Origin of the sequence: Streptomyces vastus, assembly GCF_039532825.1 — a bacterium.
Taxonomy (GTDB): domain Bacteria; phylum Actinomycetota; class Actinomycetes; order Streptomycetales; family Streptomycetaceae; genus Streptomyces; species Streptomyces vastus.
The window spans coordinates 105,025-123,310 of the sequence record NZ_BAAASJ010000076.1 but is presented as its reverse complement, the minus strand read 5'-3'; the positions used below and the strand labels follow the sequence as shown (position 1 = coordinate 123,310).

Genomic DNA, 18,286 nt, shown 5'->3' with positions numbered 1-18,286 from the left:
CACCCGCCACTGACAATCGCCCGTCGGTCACTCTCGTACGGGCCCGGGGCGCCGCCCGGTCACCGCTGACAGTGGGAGAGCACGCTGCGTACGGCCGCGGAGGTGAAGGTGACCGCGTCAGGGTGGCCCAGGTCGATGGCCAGGGTGAGGTCGGCTTCGGTGGGCCAGTTGGCTGCCAGGACCTCGAGCTGCACCTGCCGGTAGCAGTGGATCTCGGGGAAGGCGTCCGAGAGCCGTTCCTCGCAGGTGAAGACCACGACGGCCTGAGTGCCCGGCGGGTACTCGAGTACGGGCAGCGTCATCATGTCCGTGTCCTCGGCATCGCGGGCGGCGATCTCGGCCGGCAAGGGCACGAGGACATCGGAGGCGATCAAGGTGTCCAGGGCCGACGGGTCGTAACGGTGGCGCTTGAGATCGCGCAGAGCATCCTGCGCCGCGGCCGTGAGCACTGCCTCGGGGATGGCGATCATGGCCTTCGTCCTGTCAGTGCGTTGCGTTTCGGACTGGGCGTTTCTCCGCGTACCCCAAGGTGAGACCAGGTATGCGCACGCCGACGCGGTCATGTGCCCGGGCCCCGCCCCGCGGTGGAGGCGGGTGCCACATAGATCCGCAACTCACCGATCCGGTGGTGCGGCCATGTGCGGGCGTACGCGGGCGGCCGTCTCTCCGGCGTGACCAGCGCGGCGACCGGCAGCCGCCGGGCGGTTCGTTCGATGTTCTGAGGGGTGGCGTTGGCGTTGTTGCCGTCGATGTTGGCGGAGGAGCAGCCGGTGTAGAAGGCGATCGGGATGGCCTCGTACTCGGTCAGCAGGCACGGCGGGCGTAGGCCGAGCCGGTGCAGCTCAGCTGCCGTGTGGGCCCAGTCGCGGCGGGCGGCGTGGGTGCGGTCCACGATGTGGTTCAGCACCGCGTACTGGACCGCGAGGTGCCCGGCGAGACCGAGTGCCACCAAGGTCACGGCCACTTTCCGCCGCCTTCGGTTCCGCGGGGTGACCAGGCGGACGAGCGCGACTGCGACCGGGAGCGCCAGCAGTGCGTAGGCGGGCAGCAGGAAGCGTGGTGCCGCGTATCCGATCAGGAACAGGTAGGGGAAGGCGGCCGTCGCGGCGCAGGACAGGGGCAGGAGCGTGACGGCCGTGCGGCCCGAACGGACGGCGATCGCGAGGCCCAGGGCGGCCAGCAGGGGCAGGACGAACCACCAGATCATCACCGCCGGGTGCGGCCACGGCGCGGTGCACGGGCGGCACAGCGCACGGCCGACCAGGGAACGCAACTGGTCGTCGACGGCGAGGTTCCAGCCGAGGCCGCCCTGGACCCCGGAGGCGTCGGCCAGCCGCTGCCTCAGGCCGCCATAGGCGACGTACGCCTCGACGACCCACTCGACCGCCCCGGCCGCCAGCCCCACGACCAGCGACGCCAGCAGTGGCCATCGCCGCCAGCGGCGCACGCACACCAGCACGGCGAGCAGCGGCAGGGTCACCCAGACCGCGTCGGTGGGCCGCATCCACGCCATCAGCGCCGCGCTCAGACCCACGCCCCACAGCGCCGCCCGGTCGAAACGGTTCGCCTGGGCGCGCAGGAAGTATCCGACGAGTGCCAGGGCACCGATCGCGACCCAGTAGTTGGGCATGACCTGCGGGCCGTAGAACAGGGTCACCCACAGCGTCGCGAACAGCGCGCCGGCCAGGGCGAGCACCCGCGTGGGGACCAGTCCCCGCCAGGCGCGCAGCGCGAGGAACAGGCCGAATCCGGACAGCAGCGCCAGATAGACCCGCAGCAGTTCAGTGGACGTCGACCACGAGGCGATGGGCGCGGCCAGCAGTGAGACGCCGCGGGCACGCGGCGCGCTGAAGAACGCCGCCGGGGCCTGCGGGCTGACCTGACTGACGTACACCACCTCGTCCCAGCCGAGGCCCATTCCGGGGCGTACGAGCGTCAGTTGAGCGAGCGTGAATGCGCCCGCCACGAGGGCGAGCCCGCTCTGACCGCCGAAGCGCCGAGCGGTGCGGGCCCGTGCTGACGGGCGGCGCCGCTCGGCGTCGACGAGCGGGACGTGCAAGGTCTTGGGCATGTCCACCCTTCACCCCGGCTTGAAGAGACCCGGTCCGAAGAGACCCGGCCTGAATCCGGTCCGAAAATAGGAAAAAGTATCAAACGCGGACAAATTAGCGCACGCCTTGCAGGGGCGCAGCGCGGCACGAGGGAGGGAGCCATCTGGCCGCCCGAAAGGGGGAACGTAAGGTGGCGGCCATGCCGGGAGACGAGTGGGCGCGGTAGTGGCGGAGACAGAGTCCCCTGACAGGTCACGCGGTGCCCGGCTGGCCGTCCACAGCGCCGTCTCCACGACACTCGCCCTGTGCAGTGATCACCGACTGCGTGAACTGGTGGATGCCGCCGTGCCGTTGGGCTCCGGCATCGGCGGGCAGTCGGTGCTGATGGAGGTTGCCGAACGCCCGGTGTTCGTGAAGCGGGTGCCGCTCACCGACCTGGAGGCACTGCCGGAGAACGTCCGGTCCACGGCGAACCTGTTCGGCCTGCCCGCCTTCTGTCAGTACGGCATCGGCGCCATCGGCCATCCGGGCTTCGGGGTCTGGCGGGAGCTCGCCGCGCACATCATGACCACCAACTGGGTGCTCGGGGACGCTTACCAGGGCTTCCCGTTGCTGTACCACTGGCGCGTGCTGCCGGACATGTCGCAGTCCCTGCCCGAGGAACTGGCCGATGTGGACCGGGCCGTCGCCTACTGGGGAAGCGGGCCGGGGATACGCCACCGGATCGAGGCGCTCGGCCGGTCATCGGCGAGCGTGGCGCTGTTCCTGGAGTACATCCCGCAGAACCTGCACACCTGGCTGGCCGAACGGATGCGGACAGACGACGCGAACGCGGCCTGCTCCCTGGTGGAGCGGGAACTGGAGGCGGGCGTCTCCTTCATGAACGCGCGCGGGCTCCTGCACTTCGACGCCCACTTCCAGAACATCCTCACCGACGGCCGGCGCCTGTACTTCACGGACTTCGGCCTCGCGCTCTCCTCCCGCTTCGAACTGTCGCAGAGCCACGCCGATTTCTACGACCGGCATCGCGTCTACGACCGCGCCCACACGATGACCTGGCTGGTGAACTGGCTACTCAAGGATCTGTACGACTACGAGCGGGAGGAGCGCGAAGCGGCGGTGCGCGCATCCGCCCGGGGCGAACGCCTCACGGGAATCCCCGGCGCGGCGGCGGCGATCATCGCCCGCTGGGCACCGCTGGCCGCGGTGGTCTCGGGCTTCAACCGCACGTTCCATGAGGAGAGCAGGGAGACCCCGTACCCGGCGGAGGAGATCCACCGGGTCAGCGAGAAGTACGGCTTGGCCTTCAGCGCAGATTCAGCCGGTACGTCAGCGGAGACCTCCCGGTGATCAGCACCCGCACCCCGTCCGGTGTGAGCGAACCGCTCATCCAGGAGTAGCGCTCCCCCGCGTCCACCACCGGCGGCTGTTTGCCGCCCTTGCCGTTGCCGGGGCCGAAGGTGATGTGGTCGTCACCGACGGTGTACGTGGCTTCTCCGCGGATGAGTTGGTACGTGTCCGGGGAGTCGGTGACGGATTCCAGGCCGTCGCCGGTCAGGGTGCCGCCGCGGCGGAAGCAGAGTTCCAGGGCGAACGGCACCTCGGAACCGGCCAGTTCGACGTCCAGCGTCCAGGACCCGTCCGCCGCCTCCTTCACCACCACTTCGGTACGGAGCGTGCGGTACTCCTTCGGCCGGTGCGGGAAGTCCATGGCCGACCAGAAGCGGCCGTCATTGGTGAGCGGGTAGAGGCCGTCGCGGCGACGGTGCTGTGGGGGCAGTGGCTGGTGGTAGGCGCCGCGGACCTCGGCGGTGAGGCGCCAACCGCCGTCCGTGCGCTCCAGGTTCTCCGCCCGGAAGTGGCCGAGCGAGAAGAACTGCGGGGCCAGGCGGAGGGAGTCGAGGATGGCGCTGCCCTTGCGCATCTTGAAGAACGTGGGGTTGGTGGACAGGCCCGACGAAATGGCGTGCACATCGGGGAAGTCGGTGCCGCCGAAGATGCTCGCGGTGGCGTCGCCCCGCCGTACGCGCACCAGGACGCAGCTCTCGTCGTGGTGCTCGAAGTCCGTGGGCGACTCGACGACTTGGGGCAGCTTGCGGGCCAGCTCGGGCCGGTCGAGGACCTCGGCGAGACGGTCTCCCGGCGGGGTCTCGCCGAAGGTCTGGCCGGCTCCCCGCTCCTCCAGCAGCGCGGCCACCGCCGCGAACCGCCCGTCGCCGTCCCGGATCGCCAGCTCCCGGTACTGGAGCCAGAACTCGGGAAGGTACCGCAGGACCGTCTGGTCCTGGCGACGCGAATGGACCGACTCCACCTCGCCGTTCGGCTCGATGACGTACAAGGTGGCGGCGAGGTTCTTGCGTACCACCGCGTAGAGGTCCCGCCGCCCATGGTGGTGGGCGAGGGTCAGGAGAGCCGGATTGGTCACCACAGCCGAGTAGGTGGGACTGCGCTCGCTGTACTCGCCGCCCGCCAGCTGGTCGATGCCTTCGGCGAGCCAGGCGTCGATGCGGCGCGGGTATGCCGGGTCGGGCCAACGGCGGTGGATGCGGCGAGCGCCGCGCACACCAGCCAGCGGTGGTTCGCCGTGTGCAGCCCGCCGGTGGCGAGCCCCGGGCCCGCCGCGCGCAGAATCCGCTCGACGGTCGCCCGCAGCTTCACGGTCGGCCGGTGACCGTCCTCGTCGAGCAGGCTGTACGCCAGATTCAGGTCGACGATCGAGAACGCGGTGTCCGGCGGCGAGTGGGCCGCACCCTGGTCCCAGAGCCCGTCGTCGAACTGCTCCTCTGCCAGTGCGTCCGCGAGCGTTTCCAGCGGGCCGAGCAACGCCTCGTCGTGGTGGTACGCCGAAGGTGCGTGCACGTAGACCGAGGTGAGAGTGCGGAGCGCGCGAGCGGAGGCGCGGGCCTTGCCTCTGTCGCGCAGCTCGGTGAGGTGGGTGGCGTACCCGTCGAGAACCGACCTGGCGCGGGTGTCCGCGGCCGTGGTGAGAAAGGCCAGGAAGTCCACGTCCTCATCCCCCTCAACTCCCGTATTTGCAAAGGCAGTTCCCTGCCCCATGGCCGCACTCGCGGCAGTGGCGGCGCCCGTGGTGGAGGCGAGGAAGGTTCTACGGCCCATCATGCAGACTCCGTTCGGGAGACCCCGGAAGACAGCCGTACGTCGACCGCCGTCAGCGCCAGCGCCAGCGGTCCCGGTGCCAGGAACGCCAGCGGCAGCAGCATCCACGCGCAGAGCGCTGCCGCCGCCACGGCCAGGAGTACGAGACCGCTGCCACCCACGTCCCGTACGGAGTCCCGGGCCGCCTCGCGCACCGCCGCGCGCCAGTCGGTGAGGGACTCGGGGCGGGCGCAGGCGCGCAGGCCGACGACAGTGGCGTACGTACCGATGAGCGCGGCGACGGCGGCGAAGAGCGGCGCGCCGGGCAGGCCAGCCCGGGCCAGCGCCAGGTCGGCCAGCACCAGCAGCACGCCGGCCGCGGACAGCGCGCCGGCCGCGAGGTCCCCGGCCCGCAGCCGTTGCCGCAGCACCGCCAAGTACCGTCCTGCTGTGGCGGGTTGGTCCTCGCGCGCGCCGTGCAGCACCGCGCATGCCGTGGACAGCGCCGCCGGCAGCGTGACGACCGGCAGCGACACCAGCGCCGTACACACGCCCACACTCAGCACGTCCGCGAACAGAGTCATCCGCGGTCCGAAGATCTCGCCCGGCTCGCGGGCCTGCCCGGCGCTCATCCCTTGATCCCGGAGTTCGCCATGCCCTCGACCAGGAAGCGCTGGAAGGCGAGGAAGAACAGCACGATCGGCAGCAGCGCGATCACCGACATCGCGAACATCGGGCCGAAGGCCGACTGGCTGGAGGCGTCCACGAACTGCCTGAGTGCGAGCGTGAGCGTGAACTTCTCCGGCGAGAAGAGATAGATCAGCTGCGTGAAGAAGTCATTCCAGGTCCAGATGAAGGTGAAGATCGCGGTGGTGATCAGCGCGGGCCGGGTCAGCGGCAGGATGACGCTGAAGAAGCTGCGGAAGGGCCCCGCGCCGTCGATCCGCGCCGCCTCCTCCAGTTCACGAGGCAGCCCCCGCATGAACTGCACGATGAGGAAGACGAAGAACGCCTCCGTGGCGAGGAACTTGGGCAGGATCAGCGGCCAGTAGGTGTTCACCATGCCGAGCTGGTTGAAGATGATGTACTGCGGGATCAGCACGGCGTGGTGCGGCAGCATGATCGTCGCGATCATGAACGCGAACAGCGGCCCGCGGAAGCGGAAGCGCAGCCGCGCGAAGGCGTACGCGGCGAGGGAACAGCTCAGTACGTTGCCGATGACGGCGCCGCCCGCGATGAACAGGGAGTTTCCGAGCAGCCGCCACACGGAGACCTCGTTGACGCCCTCCAGGGCAGTCGAGTAGTTGGACCATTCCAGGCTGCTGGGCAGCAGGTTGAGGCTGGCGATCACCTCGTCGGCGGGCTTGACGGAGGTCGCGAGCAGCCACGCCAGCGGATACAGCATCACCAGCAGCGCGGCCAGGCAGCCGGTGTGCAGGGCGACGCGCCGCCAGGCAATGGGCTTGCGGACGGCGGGAGTTGCGGCGGTTGAGGTGGTCATCGGTCCCCCTCGGAAGCGTAGAAGACCCAGGAGCGCGAGGTCCGGAACAGTACGGCGGTGACGGCGCCGATCACGAGGAGCAGGACCCAGGCCATCGCGGAGGCGTAGCCCATGTGGGAGGCGACGAAGCCGCGGTCGTAGAGGTAGAGGGTGTAGAAGAGCGTCGAGTCGGCCGGGCCGCCCTTGCCCGCGCTGATCGCGAAGGCGGGTGTGAAGACCTGGAAGGCCTGGATGGTCTGGAGTACGAGGTTGAAGAAGATCACCGGGGACAGCATGGGCACGGTGATGGACAGGAACTGCCGCCACCGGCTCGCCCCGTCCACGGCGGCCGCCTCGTACAACTCCCCCGGGATCTGCTGGAGTCCGGCCAGGAAGATGACCATCGGCGCGCCGAACTGCCACACCGTCAGCAGCGCGACGGCGAACAGCGCCCAGCCCGGCTGGTTGACCCAGCCGCCGGTGCCGAGCAGGTTGTCGACCGTGCCGCCGTCGTTGAAGATGGCCCGCCATACGAGGGCGATGGACATGGAGGCGCCGAGCAGGGAGGGAGCGTAGAAGGCCGAGCGATAGAAGGCGCGGCCGCGTCGCATGGACTTCAGGGCGAGTGCGACGACGAGGGCCAGGCCAAGTTGGAGCGGCACGGCGATCACGACGTATGTGAGGGTCGCGACGACCGAGCGCCAGTAGCGCGGGTCCTCGGTGAACATCTGCGTGTAGTTGCGCAGGCCCACCCACTGCGGCGGGTTGAACAAGTCGTAGTCGGTGAAGGAGAGATAGAGCGAGACGGCCATCGGGAGCAGCGTCAGCACGGCCGCGCCGAGGACCCACGGGGAGAGGAACACCCAGGCGGCGCCTTCGCGTTGGCGCCGCGGCGGCTTCTTTCCGGCGGCGGTCTGCCGGGTTCGTACGGTCGTCGGCGTCTCGGTGGTGGTGGTCATGACCGCAGCTCCGCCTTCGCCTCGGTGATGTAGTTCTCGGCCGCCTCGCGGGGCGACATCCGCTCGTACGACACCTGGTCGTAGTCGCGCATGAAGGTGGTCTGCAGGGCGCTGTCGCCCGAAGGGGGCGCCTGGGGCGGGGCGTTGAGGTCGCCGTCCAGCGAGGCCTGGTAGTCGTCGATCGTCTTGTCGAAGTCCTTCAGTTCGGGGCCGATCGCCTCGCGGATCTTCGCGTTGATGGGGATGCCGCGGGTCGCGCCGAGGATCTTCGCCGCGTCCATGTCGTTCAGCATGAAGTCGATGAACTCGGCGGACTCCTTGGGGTGTTCGGAGTCTTCGGCGACGCCCATGAACATCGACGGCTTGAAGTACTGGCCGGGCGTGCCGTCCTCGCCCGACGGCATGGGCGCAAGGGTGACTCCGCCGGGGACGAGGGCGAGGAAGCCGCTGGCGGGGGCGTCCCAGTTCATGTCGGAGATGGCCTTGCCGCGGCCCAGCGGGGTGTTCTCGACCGTACCGTCGAGCTGGGTGGTCTCCCCGGCCGGCGAGACCGCACCCTCACGGCGCAACTTGTCGGTGAAGGTCCACCACTCGGCCAAGTCGTCTGCGGTGAAGCCGAGTTGACGGTCCTTGGTGTAGAGGTCCTTGCCCTGGCCGCGCAGCCACACCTCGAAGCAGTCCTCGCTCTGGCCGGGGTCGGTACCGCCGGGCTTGCCGGTCTCCTTCGCGAGGGCGCGCATCGCGTCGGCCCAGTCGCTCCACGTCCAGCCCTCACGCGGCAGTTCGACGCCCGAGGCCTTCCACTGCTTCGCGTCGTACGCGGTCGTCTCGGTGCCGCGCGCCTGGGGAATCGCGTACTGCTTGCCGTCCACGACGCCCGTGGCCAGCAGGCCCTTGTCGATGTCCGCGGTGCTGAGCGCGGACTTCTGCTTCGCGAGGTCCAACAGGACGCCACCGGACGCGTACTGGTCGATCATGCGGTAGTCGAGCTGCATCACGTCGGGGGCGTCGCCGCCGGCCGCCTGCGTGGCCAGCTTCTGCTTGTACGCGTCGTATCCCGAGAACGACGTCTGGATGTCGACGCCGGGGTTCCGTTCCTCGAACAGCGCGACGGCCTCCTCGGTACGGGCCGCCCGGTCCGGGTTGCCCCACCAGGTGTAGCGGAGCACGACCTTGCCGCCGCCGACCGAGTCGCCGGATCCCGAACAGCCGGCGAGCGCCGCACAGAGTGCCAGCACCGCGGCCGTCGCCGTCACGCAGGACCTCGTTGTCCTGTTTCCGGGCATGTGTGGGGTCACCTCTCTCGGGCAGAAAGCGCTTGCGAGGAGAACGACCCTAGGGATCGTCCGGATGTCCGTACAAGCCCCCGGGCAGCACTTTCCTGGAACTGCCACGGATCTTCACCGGCGGCAGAGCCACGGACCTTCACCGGCGTCATCGACACCCAGCGAACGGAGACCTTCATGCCCCTTGAGAACGTACGCCTTGAGACCGTACGTCGCCGCCGCCGCTGTGCGGTGGTGGGGCTGGGCGCGCGGGCCCGGCTCTTCACCGAGGCGCTGGCCGGTCCCTACGCGGACCGGATCGACCTGGTGGGCTTCTGCGATGTCAACGCGCACCGCATGGCCGTCCACAACGAGTGGCTGGCCGCCGACCATCCCGGCCGGGAGCCCGTACCGGCGTACGCGGCCGAGGACTTCGAGCTCATGCTGCGTGACGAGCGCGTCGACCTGGTCGTGGTGTGCAGCGTGGATCGCACGCACGATCAGTACATCGTGCGGGCACTGGAAGCCGGCTGCGACGTGGTCACCGAGAAGCCGATGACGACGGATGCCTCGCGGGCCCGGCGCATCCTGGATGCCCAGCGGCATACGGGCCGCGAGGTGCGGGTCGCCTTCAACTACCGCTACAACCCGGTGCATTCGGCCGTACGGCAGTGCCTTGCGTCCGGCGAGATCGGCGAGGTCGGCTCGGTGCACTTCGAGTGGCTGCTCGATCTGCGGCACGGCGCGGACTACTTCCGGCGGTGGCATCGGGACAAGGCCAACTCCGGTGGCCTGATGGTCCATAAGGCGACGCACCATTTCGACCTGGTGAACTGGTGGTTGGGGACGTCGCCCGAGACGGTCTTCGCGCAGGGCGGCCTCTTCTTCTACGGGGAGAGTGCGGGGCGGCGGCGAGGACTTGCGCGTTCGTATACGCGGGCTCATGGCGACCCCGCCGCCGACGGTGACCCCTTCGCCGTACGCCTCGCGGACTCACCCGTGCTTCGCTCGCTGTATCTCGACGCCGAGGGGGAGGACGGCTACCACCGCGACCAGAACGTCTTCGGGCCCGGCGTGACCATCGAGGACGACATGGCGGTACTCGTGCGATACGCCTCGGGCGCGACCCTGACGTACCACCTGACGGCGTACGCGCCTTGGGAGGGCTACCGGGTTTCGTTCAACGGGAGTGCGGGACGGCTGGAGCTGCTGGTGGAGGAGACGACGTGGATCCGTCCGGACGCTGTCGGGTCGGAGGGCTCGGACCCCGTCATGCACGGCTCGGCGGTCGGCGAGGAGGCGGGCCGTACGGAGCTGCTGCTGCGGCGCTTCTGGGAGCCGCCGCGTGAAGTGAAGGTCGCGACCGGCGAGGGCGGGCACGGGGGCGGTGACGTCCGCATGCTGGCGGACCTGTTCGGCTCGCGGACGGGCGACCCGGATGACCTGGGCCGCGCGGCGGACGCGGTGGACGGGGCGCGGTCGCTGGTGACGGGGCTGGCGGCGAATCGGTCGTTCGAGACGGGGGCGGTGGTTCGGGCTCGGGATCTGCTGGACGTTTGAGGGGGTGGGGTCGCGGGTGGGTGCGTGCGGGGTGAGGGTGGCTGGTCGCCGCTCACATTGGGGGTCCGATCGCGTCCATGGCCGTGGCGTACGGCGGGCTGGTGGCGACGACGTGGTCTGAGCCCTGGGCGTGGCGGTCGGCACGGGGGTGTTGAGTCCACAGCGGGAGCACTTCATCCCCTCATGTTCACGCAGCACTCGTTTGAGCACCTGAAGGACAAACTCTCCCTGCCTGTTCACGCTTTCTGCGGGGCAGGTGGCTGGTGGTGCCGCTTCAGGAAGCAGAAACAGCCACTCACGGAGTCTCGGGTGTAAGGAAGAAGATTCCGGCAACCTTCTCGTCTGCGTCGAACGCAATGCGGGCCTTCATGTCAGCGGCCTCGTAGTGCAGCGGGATGTCGACGACTGTGTGATCGCCGATGTTTCGGACGAACGACTCGGTCCCACCGAAGCCCTCGAACGCGCCGACAAGGCCGACGACCGTGGCCAGGGCCTCGCCCCGCAACGATTCGCCGGGGATCTTGATCCACAGGCGGGCGTCGTGGAGCGGGTCGCCCGTGCGGAGGGTGGGGCGGGTTCCGAGGCCGCGGTCGGGTGGGTTGCACCAGTCCTGGGGGTCCGTGTACTTGCCCGGGGGCGGGGTCCACGGGCCCCGGCCGTTGCGGCTGGAGTCGGTGACGAAGTGCTTCATACGGGAGGGTGGTACGCGTACGTTCTCCTCCAGCCAGGCCCGGGCGTCGGCACGTGGCCAGTTCTGGTTGGGGCAGGCGGCCGGGTCGCCGCCTCCGTCCACGTACGCGAGGCAGGACGAAATCAGCTTGCCGTACCAGGAGTTGGCGTCGTCGGTCTGGTAGTTGGAGGTGTTGGTGTAGAAGCCCGTGGCGGTGCCGCCCTTGAGGAGGCGGGGGACGATCGAGTTGACGGTGTGCCAGCCAGGGTGGCCGGTGTCCAGGTACACCCGCGTGCCGCGCAGCGGTTCCAGCTTGTCCACCGCGTAGTTGACCTCGGTGTAGCGGGCGGCGGTCAGCGTGCCCTGGGCGTCGTCCTGGCCGCAGTCGGCGGGGACGAGGGCGAGCGAGTCGGGTTCGAGGACGACGAGCGCGTCGCGGCCGCCGATGCCGCGCGCGATCGCGTCGATCCACGCCTTGTACTCGGCCGTGTTGGAGGCGCCGCCGCCGGAGTAGTTGGAGCAGTCGCGGCCGGGCACGTTGTAGAGCGCGAAGACGGGCAGCGCGTTGTGCCGGTCCGCGTCGCGCGCCACCTCGCGGATCTGCCGCTCGACCTGGGGCGGCGTCTGATCGCCGTACCAGACCGCCTGCGGCGTGCGCGCCATGGTCAGGATGCCTGCCGCGTACCGGAGTTGGCCCACCCTAGCCAGCGCCTGCCGTCGGCGCACTCAGCAGAGAGGCCAGGCCAACCAGTAAGGCGGCCAAGCCTGTTGAGATACGTCTCATGGGTCACTCCTTGGTTCGCAACGGTCACCGGGGACTTGTGGACTTACGGGAGCGCTCCCACGAGCCTCGTCGCGCACGGGGCGACCCGTCAAGGTGGCTGCACCGGGCGGCTCAGGAACCGTCTCAAGTCTGTGCTGCCCGAGAGGTCGCAGAAGAAGCGTTGCGGCTCACCCACTGGATTGCCGTGCACACCGAGGTGCCAGGCGGCCACCCCACCTCGTTGCCCTCGTGCGCGCCGGAGCCTGCTTCGAACGCGGCCACCTCGTCGAACGCCCCGAGACCCTCACGGCGTAGCAGCCTCGGCTGATCCGCAGAAGCCCGGGGAATCTCAGGCATTTGCGCACCGTATGTGCAGGTGGCCATCGCGGGGGAAGGAGGGCGGCGCCGCGGGCAGGACGCTGTCGAAGTCGTAGCGGCTCTTCTGCGCAACCCGGCACGATGCCAGGTTGTCCACCTGGTGCAGCAGTTCGAGACGCTCCAGCCCGTCGGCTTCGAAGGTGTCGAAGGCCCAGCCGGTGAGCGCCGCCAGAGCGCGGGGAGCCACTCCCCTCCCGCGAGCGTGCGCCGCGGTCCAGTAGCCCACCTCGGCCGCCGGTTTGCCGGAGGTGACTTCCTTGAGGACCACGTTGCCCACCAGCTGTTCGCGAACTGAACCGGGTTGTGCCTCAAGGACGGCGAAGCCGAACCGGTCCCCCGCTGCCCAGCCCCGCTGCTGGGCCTGCACCCACCGTGCCCCGTCAGCATCGTCGTCCACGACAGAGCTCGCCCACTGGCGCAATGCGGGATCCCGGCTCACCTCGACCAATGCGGCAACGTCCTCCATACGCCAGGGGCGAAGAACAAGAGCGGGAGAGGCAGGCGTCGCGGTCACCTGAAGGACGACGGGGGTACTCATCAACCGATCATATGCGGCGGCGTTTTCACCCGACGCCAGCCGCGTCCGGCCCATGCCGCCTTGCGACCGCCCCGTCATCGCTGTGTCCGGACGCGCAGAGCCTGGACGGACCAGTCGAGCACCGGCGCCAGACTCTCCGGGGCCGGCCAGCCGTTGACCACTGCGAGCAGCTGAAGGTACCGCTCCCTGCGGGGGTCGTTCACGCTCTCCAGCCGAGTCGCCAGCCGACGGCGGAGTTCGACATCGTCGGGGCGGCCCAGGAGGTGCGCGCAGTGCGCCGTGAACGTCGCGACGATCGGATCCGCCTCGGGTGAGGCCGGGTCAATGCCGGCCGTCAGGGCCGGGCCGACCTGGTCACGGACGACTGCGGCAATGTCGCGGCGCGGGCCCATGATGTCGCTTTGGGCCTGCTCGGCTGCCTGGTCCTCGACCATCCGCCGCACGCCGGCGCGGAAATCCGGGTCCAGGGAAAGTTCGGCCAACTCCACCCATGCCTGGACTTGTTCCGCTTCGGGGTTGTCGGGCAGCTCGGGGGTCATCGAGCGCATGACTCCCGCGAATGCGGGGGCGGCGTCAAGACCGCCGAAGACGGCGTCGAGGAAATCCCCGATCACGCGTCGGCGTTCGTCCTCGGAGAGCTGGGCCAGCCGGTGCATGAGTTCTGTCTCCTCAGGGGTGGACCCGCGCTCGGCCACCGCCGTCAGCACCGCGTGCCGCAGGCGCAGGATGCGGATCTGCACTGCCAGTGCTTCGGCGTGTGCCCTCGCGACCTCGGGAAGCGAGAGTTCCCGGTCCACGATCTTGCGGATCGTGGGAAGGTCTAGTCCCAGCTCGCGCAGGGTCCTCACGAGGTCCAGGCGTGCGACGGCGTCGATGTTGTAGAGGCGGTAGCCGGCCGGGCTGCGGTCCGTCGGCGCCACGATTCCGCGATCGGAGTAGAACCGAATCGTCTTGATCGTGAGACCGGTCCGCCGAGCGAGCTCGCCGATCGAGTAGAGCGTGTCGCTGTCCATGCCCCCACCTTGGCGTCTCCCCCTACTGGAGACTCAAGCCCCTATGCCTGCCAGCAGCCGACCACTCCTCTTCCACAAATTCGTGGTCGACTACCGGCGGGCGCTGTTCGGTGAGATCCCCGCGAGACAACGCGAGTTCAGGCCACCGACCCGATCCGCCCGCTCCGTCCGCTGTCCGGCGCCCTACGCGTCGGGCTCCGCGCGTCCCTTCACTACGCGCCACAGATTCCGCGCCGTGGGACAGACGCCCTCCACGCAGTCGGGGCACGTCGAGGCATGCTCGACGTACGCGCGGTACGCCGTTTGGTGCCGGACGTATTCGCCGTCGCTGACCACGGCCTGTAGGTGGCCCGCGCCACCGCCGCCGTCGCGCCGTTACCACTCCACTCCGCTCACGGCAGCTCTCCCCGGCTCCGTGCGTTGGCCAGGGCCACCCCTGCCGACAGCCTCTCGGCCGCCGTGGCGGGCCTCAGCGGGCCACACGCATCCCATTCCCGCCCGCCACCAGGCGGCTTGAGCTGCCAGTACGGGCCGACGCGGTCCATGACCCGGCCGACCTTGCCAGTCGCCTCGTCCCATACGAAATCACCGATCTCCGGCGTGTATCCGTTCATGCGCACCCCCGCTGGATCACGTCGGCCAGCCGCAGCGCGACATCCGCGCGCACCCGGCCGAGGGTGATCAGGTTCAGTGAGGGCGACGCCACGTCCGCCCCCAGCGACGGCAGCACGATCCCCGCCGCCGTCAGTGCTTTCCGCAGAGTTTCGACCGTCGCTGTGACATCAGTGGTGTTCGGCTCTTGCCGTGCTGTTGCCATGAATTCAGCTTCGGTGAGGCCCTGTTGAGAGGGCTAGCATCTATACTCAATTATTCGCAATACCGAGTTACCTATAGCCGTTTATATCCACGAGGGCACGGCGTACCCGTACCGCCCGGTCTCGAGCACGGTGATCATGAATGGATCAGTCCCCGATGAAGGACCTGATCATGGCCCGACGATTGCGCTTCAACGGCACGGGAAGTGGCGTGAACGGTTGCCCCGCCGTGCACGAAGACCTCGACACCGGCGAAGTGATCATCCATGGACCGGCGCTCACCGACCCTGACGACATCGCCCGCCTGCGGCACCTCGGGGAAGGCGAGGTACCCATCGTGGTACCTCGCGAACTGCTCGTCGACTTCGGCCCCAAGGAGGTAACCCGCGTGCCGACCATCATCGGCCTGGATGAGTTCGACCGGCTGTTCACCCAGTTCGAGCACACGGCCTGGCGGTTGGAGACGCGCCGCCGGTACTCGTCCGACGAGGTGACCGACACCTACGCGCAGTTCACCCGGGGCGAGCCCGTGAACTGGGAGGGAGTCGACGCCGAATGGTGCGCGGAGCGCCGCGAACAGACCGCGCTGGGCAAGCGGTTCGAGCGTGTGCGCATCGTCGACAACCCGCCCACCCCCGGGCAGCTCTACCTGCTCGACAACGCCCGGCGGAACAGCGCCGTCGGCGAGGAGATCCGAAGCCTGTGGCGCGCGCCGACGCCGAACGACTCCAACTCCCCGACGAGGACTTCTGGATCTTCGACTCGCGCTTGGTGGCCCGGCTCAACTTCGATGAGGCCGACAACCTCGTCAACGTGGAGCTGATCACGGAGCCGGTCGAGGTCAACCGGTACGCCCAGGCGCGCGACGGCGCCTGGCACTACGCCGTTCCGTACAAGGAGTTCGCGGCGGGTCTGGCCGCGAAGTAAGCAGAAGCAAGCAGGTGAGCGGAACCGGTGACGACCGACTACCAGCAGGCGCGCGAAGCGCTCGGGGTACGGCTGCGCGAGCTGCGGCTGTCTGCCCCTGATGGACGACTCACCGGTTCCGGGCTGGCCCGGCGGCTCGGCTGGCCGCAGCCGAAGATCAGCAAGCTGGAGAACGGCAAGCAGACCGCCACGCCCGAGGACCTGCGGGCGTGGGCGGAGGGGACCGGGCAGCCGGACGCGTATGACGAACTGATCGCCAGGCTCAGGGGGTTCGAGTCGCACATCCGGTCGTGGCGGCGGCAGCTCGCCTCGGGGCACAAGCCCGTCCAGGACACCCACCTGGCCGCGCACTCCGACGCTTCCGTGTTCCGGGGCTGGGAGTCCTCCATGATCATGGGCATCCTCCAGACGCCGGACTACGCCCGGCACATCTTCACCCGGTACGCCGAACTCCAGCAGTCGCCCCGAGACACAGAGGAAGCCGTGCGCTCCCGCATCAAGCGGCAGGACGCGCTGTACGACCCCGCGAAGCGTTTCCACATCATCATGTGGGAGGCCGCGCTCCGGGCGCTTATCTGCCCGCCGTCCGTCCTGGCCGCACAGCTCGACCGACTGTCCGGGGTGGTCGGCCTGGACACGGTCGAGCTGGGGATCATCCCGTTCAGCGCCTCGCTCAAGATTCCGCCCGCCACGGCGTTCTGGATGTACGACGACAGCCGCGTGATCGTCGAGACCTGGCACTCCGAGCTGTGGATCGAGGACGAGGCCAGCGTGAGCACGTACCTCCGTACGTGGAACACGCTGAAGGAATCCGCCGTGTACGGGGCCGACGCGCACCGGACCATCAGTGCCGCGCGCCGGACCCTCAACGTCTGACACCCGCTGACGCGTCAGCCCGGGTGAAGCGAGAAAGCCTTCAGGCCGGAGCCGCACTGGCAGGCTCACACTTGACGTATCCCGACCCCGACCCCGATGCGGGCGATCAGCCAATGGCGGCAAGCCGACGCCGGTACCGGACGCCAGGGCGCCCACTGAGCGTGATGTCCCCCACCGGGGTGAACCCGTTCCGTGCGAGTACGGTCATGGACGCCGGGTTGTCGAGGGTGGTGCGCGCCCTGAGTGCGGAGAGCCGGTAGGTCGTGGCGGCGAGGCGGCACGCCTCCGCGACCGCGGCGGTCGCGACGCCCCGGCCCGTGGCGCGCTCGGCGATCCTGTAGCCGAGTTCGGCGCCGTCCTCGTCGACGTCGACGAGGTTGACGCGGCCGATCAGGTCCCCCTGCTCGTCGAGGACGACATGGAAGTGGCATTCACCGGCGCCCTGCTCGGCGAGGCGGGCGAGGTGGCGGGAGGCGAACTCGGCGAAGAACGCGTCACCCCGATCCGGCACGGACCGCGCGAAGTACTCCCGGTTCTCCTGCTCGAAAGCCAGCAGGGCAGGCGCGTGGTCGTCCCGGAGCCTCTCGAGCCTCAACATGCCCGGCAGCATATGCAACGATGATCGCGTCCGGGCGTCAGGCGTCAGGCCACCGACCCGATCCGCCCCGCCGGGGCCGTCGCCGACGTCGCGTCATGATGGATCGGCGTATGCGCCCCGGTCAGTGAAACCCCGCTGCCTCCACGCCGGTTGGCGACGATCTCCGACGCGATCGACAGCGCCGTCTCCTCCGGCGTACGGGCCCCGAGGTCGAGGCCGATCGGCGAGTGCAGCCGCGCCAACTCCAGCTCGGTCACACCGACTTCGCGCAGCCTCTCGTTCCGGTTCAGGTGCGTGCGGCGGGAACCCATCGCGCCGACGTACGCCACCGGCAGCCGCAGCGCCAACCGCAGCAGGGGTACGTCGAACTTGGCGTCGTGCGTCAGGACGCACAGCACCGTACGGGCGTCCACCGACGTCCGCTCCAGGTACCGGTGCGGCCACTCGACCACGACCTCGTCCGCCTCCGGGAAGCGGGCCGCCGTCGCGAAGACGGGGCGGGCGTCGCACACCGTCACGTGGTAGCCGAGGAACTTGCCGATGCGGACCAGCGCCGACGCGAAGTCGATCGCGCCGAAGACGAGCATCCGCGGCGGCGGCACCGACGACTCAACCAAGACCGTGAGCGGCGCTCCGCAGCGAGAGCCCTGCTCTCCGATCTCCAGGGTGCCGGTGCGGCCCGCGTCCAGGAAGGCACCCGCCTCGGCCACCACCGTGCGGTCCAGCTCGGGATGGGCGCCGAATCCGCCCTCGTACGAGCCGTATGAGCCTCCCCCAGACTCCATCCGGGGGGACCCCCATCTCGCTTCGCTCGGACGCACGAGCAGGGCGCGGCCCAGCAACTCCCCCGGCCCGGAGACGATGCGCGCGACCGCCGCCGTCTCCCCGCGCGCGGCGGCGGACAGCGCCGACGCGAACACCTCCCGGTCGGAGGCCGAGGCGCGTACCGGCGTCACCAGGATGTCGATGACGCCGCCGCACGTCAGGCCCACCGCGAAAGCGTCCTCGTCGCTGTACCCGAAGCGCTCCAGAACCGGGACCGACTCCCCGTCCGCCAACGCCTGTTGGCACAGTTCGTACACCGCACCCTCCACACAGCCCCCGGAGACCGAGCCGATCGCCGCACCCTCGGAGTCCACCGCGAGGGCCGCGCCGGGCCCGCGCGGCGCGCTGCCGCCGACGGCCACCACGGTGGCCACGGCGAAGTCGCGGCCCTGCTCGACCCACCGGTGCAACTCTTCGGCGATGTCCAGCATCTCGGTCTCCTTACGGGTACGGGGCAGGTCCTCCACTCCGG

17 protein-coding genes and 1 pseudogene are annotated in these 18,286 nt (G+C 69.5%); 4 read left to right on the top strand and 14 right to left on the bottom strand.

Annotation, left to right across the window (positions count from 1 at the left end; genetic code table 11):
• Positions 1 to 59: 59 nt before the first annotated feature.
• The gene (locus ABD357_RS27895; protein WP_344393768.1) at positions 60 to 470 is read right to left on the bottom strand and encodes an SseB family protein; all 411 of its coding nucleotides are present in this window, start codon (positions 468 to 470) and stop codon (positions 60 to 62) included.
• Positions 471 to 559: 89 nt separating this feature from the next.
• On the bottom strand, positions 560 to 2,071 hold the full coding sequence (locus ABD357_RS27890) for a hypothetical protein (protein ID WP_344393767.1): 1,512 nt from the start codon (positions 2,069 to 2,071) through the stop codon (positions 560 to 562).
• A gap of 205 nt (positions 2,072 to 2,276) precedes the next feature.
• Between ABD357_RS27890 and ABD357_RS27885 the strand changes: the two genes are divergently transcribed.
• Positions 2,277 to 3,401, top strand: a complete 1,125-nt coding sequence (locus ABD357_RS27885; protein ID WP_344393766.1) for a protein kinase family protein — start codon at positions 2,277 to 2,279, stop codon at positions 3,399 to 3,401.
• Here the strand turns inward: ABD357_RS27885 and ABD357_RS27880 are convergent.
• The 5 genes from ABD357_RS27880 to ABD357_RS27860 form a co-directional block, all read right to left on the bottom strand.
• Positions 3,358 to 4,614 carry a hypothetical protein gene (locus tag ABD357_RS27880; RefSeq protein ID WP_344393765.1) on the bottom strand — a complete coding sequence of 419 codons (1,257 nt, stop codon included), beginning with the start codon at positions 4,612 to 4,614 and terminating at the stop codon, positions 3,358 to 3,360. The two genes, ABD357_RS27885 and ABD357_RS27880, sit on opposite strands and share 44 nt — an antisense overlap.
• Positions 4,615 to 5,167: 553 nt before the next feature.
• The gene (locus ABD357_RS27875) at positions 5,168 to 5,779 is read right to left on the bottom strand and encodes a hypothetical protein (RefSeq protein WP_344393764.1); all 612 of its coding nucleotides are present in this window, start codon (positions 5,777 to 5,779) and stop codon (positions 5,168 to 5,170) included.
• The gene (locus ABD357_RS27870; protein WP_344393763.1) at positions 5,776 to 6,648 is read right to left on the bottom strand and encodes a carbohydrate ABC transporter permease; all 873 of its coding nucleotides are present in this window, start codon (positions 6,646 to 6,648) and stop codon (positions 5,776 to 5,778) included. Before ABD357_RS27870 ends, ABD357_RS27875 begins: the two co-directional genes overlap by 4 nt.
• Positions 6,645 to 7,586: a carbohydrate ABC transporter permease gene (locus tag ABD357_RS27865; RefSeq protein ID WP_344393762.1), complete on the bottom strand. Its 942-nt coding sequence runs from the start codon at positions 7,584 to 7,586 to the stop codon at positions 6,645 to 6,647. Before ABD357_RS27865 ends, ABD357_RS27870 begins: the two co-directional genes overlap by 4 nt.
• Entirely contained in the window at positions 7,583 to 8,872 is a 1,290-nt protein-coding gene (locus tag ABD357_RS27860) for an ABC transporter substrate-binding protein (RefSeq protein WP_344393761.1), read from the bottom strand. The genes ABD357_RS27865 and ABD357_RS27860 overlap by 4 nt, the downstream gene beginning before the upstream one ends.
• Before the next feature lie 177 nt (positions 8,873 to 9,049).
• Between ABD357_RS27860 and ABD357_RS27855 the strand changes: the two genes are divergently transcribed.
• A complete protein-coding gene (locus tag ABD357_RS27855; protein ID WP_344393760.1) occupies positions 9,050 to 10,411 on the top strand; it encodes a Gfo/Idh/MocA family protein in 1,362 nt (453 codons plus the stop codon).
• 295 nt (positions 10,412 to 10,706) lie between these two features.
• On the opposite strand, the gene ABD357_RS27850 is transcribed toward ABD357_RS27855, so the two are convergent.
• The 5 genes from ABD357_RS27850 to ABD357_RS27830 form a co-directional block, all read right to left on the bottom strand.
• Complete coding sequence (locus ABD357_RS27850) at positions 10,707 to 11,780, bottom strand: glycoside hydrolase family 6 protein (protein ID WP_344393759.1); 1,074 nt, start codon at positions 11,778 to 11,780, stop codon at positions 10,707 to 10,709.
• A gap of 413 nt (positions 11,781 to 12,193) precedes the next feature.
• On the bottom strand, positions 12,194 to 12,760 hold the full coding sequence (locus ABD357_RS27845) for a GNAT family N-acetyltransferase (protein WP_344393758.1): 567 nt from the start codon (positions 12,758 to 12,760) through the stop codon (positions 12,194 to 12,196).
• A gap of 74 nt (positions 12,761 to 12,834) precedes the next feature.
• Positions 12,835 to 13,773 (bottom strand): MerR family transcriptional regulator, encoded by a 939-nt coding sequence (locus ABD357_RS27840; RefSeq protein WP_344393757.1) that lies wholly within the window; start codon positions 13,771 to 13,773, stop codon positions 12,835 to 12,837.
• Positions 13,774 to 14,165: 392 nt separating this feature from the next.
• On the bottom strand, positions 14,166 to 14,387 hold the full coding sequence (locus tag ABD357_RS27835) for a hypothetical protein (protein WP_344393756.1): 222 nt from the start codon (positions 14,385 to 14,387) through the stop codon (positions 14,166 to 14,168).
• Complete coding sequence (locus tag ABD357_RS27830) at positions 14,384 to 14,590, bottom strand: hypothetical protein (protein ID WP_344393755.1); 207 nt, start codon at positions 14,588 to 14,590, stop codon at positions 14,384 to 14,386. The genes ABD357_RS27835 and ABD357_RS27830 overlap by 4 nt, the downstream gene beginning before the upstream one ends.
• Positions 14,591 to 14,760: 170 nt before the next feature.
• On the opposite strand from ABD357_RS27830, the pseudogene ABD357_RS27825 reads away from it, so the two are divergent.
• Together ABD357_RS27825 and ABD357_RS27820 are read left to right on the top strand one after the other, a co-directional pair.
• Positions 14,761 to 15,515: pseudogene (locus tag ABD357_RS27825) on the top strand (DUF6879 family protein).
• 27 nt (positions 15,516 to 15,542) lie between these two features.
• Complete coding sequence (locus tag ABD357_RS27820; protein ID WP_344393754.1) at positions 15,543 to 16,391, top strand: helix-turn-helix domain-containing protein; 849 nt, start codon at positions 15,543 to 15,545, stop codon at positions 16,389 to 16,391.
• Between the two features lie 106 nt (positions 16,392 to 16,497).
• Here the strand turns inward: ABD357_RS27820 and ABD357_RS27815 are convergent, their stop codons facing one another.
• Both ABD357_RS27815 and ABD357_RS27810 read right to left on the bottom strand, forming a co-directional pair.
• On the bottom strand, positions 16,498 to 16,989 hold the full coding sequence (locus ABD357_RS27815) for a GNAT family N-acetyltransferase (RefSeq protein ID WP_344393753.1): 492 nt from the start codon (positions 16,987 to 16,989) through the stop codon (positions 16,498 to 16,500).
• Positions 16,990 to 17,033: 44 nt separating this feature from the next.
• Positions 17,034 to 18,245 carry an XdhC family protein gene (locus tag ABD357_RS27810; protein ID WP_344393889.1) on the bottom strand — a complete coding sequence of 404 codons (1,212 nt, stop codon included), beginning with the start codon at positions 18,243 to 18,245 and terminating at the stop codon, positions 17,034 to 17,036.
• Positions 18,246 to 18,286 lie beyond the last annotated feature (41 nt).

Coding starts and splice junctions, on each gene's coding strand:
- ABD357_RS27830 (WP_344393755.1), bottom strand. CDS start 14,590: ATGGCAACAGCACGGCAAGAGCCGAACACCACTGATGTCACAGCGACG.
- ABD357_RS27865 (WP_344393762.1), bottom strand. CDS start 7,586: ATGACCACCACCACCGAGACGCCGACGACCGTACGAACCCGGCAGACC.
- ABD357_RS27860 (WP_344393761.1), bottom strand. CDS start 8,872: ATGCCCGGAAACAGGACAACGAGGTCCTGCGTGACGGCGACGGCCGCG.
- ABD357_RS27810 (WP_344393889.1), bottom strand. CDS start 18,245: ATGCTGGACATCGCCGAAGAGTTGCACCGGTGGGTCGAGCAGGGCCGC.
- ABD357_RS27815 (WP_344393753.1), bottom strand. CDS start 16,989: ATGTTGAGGCTCGAGAGGCTCCGGGACGACCACGCGCCTGCCCTGCTG.
- ABD357_RS27895 (WP_344393768.1), bottom strand. CDS start 470: ATGATCGCCATCCCCGAGGCAGTGCTCACGGCCGCGGCGCAGGATGCT.
- ABD357_RS27845 (WP_344393758.1), bottom strand. CDS start 12,760: ATGAGTACCCCCGTCGTCCTTCAGGTGACCGCGACGCCTGCCTCTCCC.
- ABD357_RS27835 (WP_344393756.1), bottom strand. CDS start 14,387: ATGAACGGATACACGCCGGAGATCGGTGATTTCGTATGGGACGAGGCG.
- ABD357_RS27870 (WP_344393763.1), bottom strand. CDS start 6,648: ATGACCACCTCAACCGCCGCAACTCCCGCCGTCCGCAAGCCCATTGCC.
- ABD357_RS27875 (WP_344393764.1), bottom strand. CDS start 5,779: ATGAGCGCCGGGCAGGCCCGCGAGCCGGGCGAGATCTTCGGACCGCGG.
- ABD357_RS27855 (WP_344393760.1), top strand. CDS start 9,050: ATGCCCCTTGAGAACGTACGCCTTGAGACCGTACGTCGCCGCCGCCGC.
- ABD357_RS27890 (WP_344393767.1), bottom strand. CDS start 2,071: ATGCCCAAGACCTTGCACGTCCCGCTCGTCGACGCCGAGCGGCGCCGC.
- ABD357_RS27840 (WP_344393757.1), bottom strand. CDS start 13,773: ATGGACAGCGACACGCTCTACTCGATCGGCGAGCTCGCTCGGCGGACC.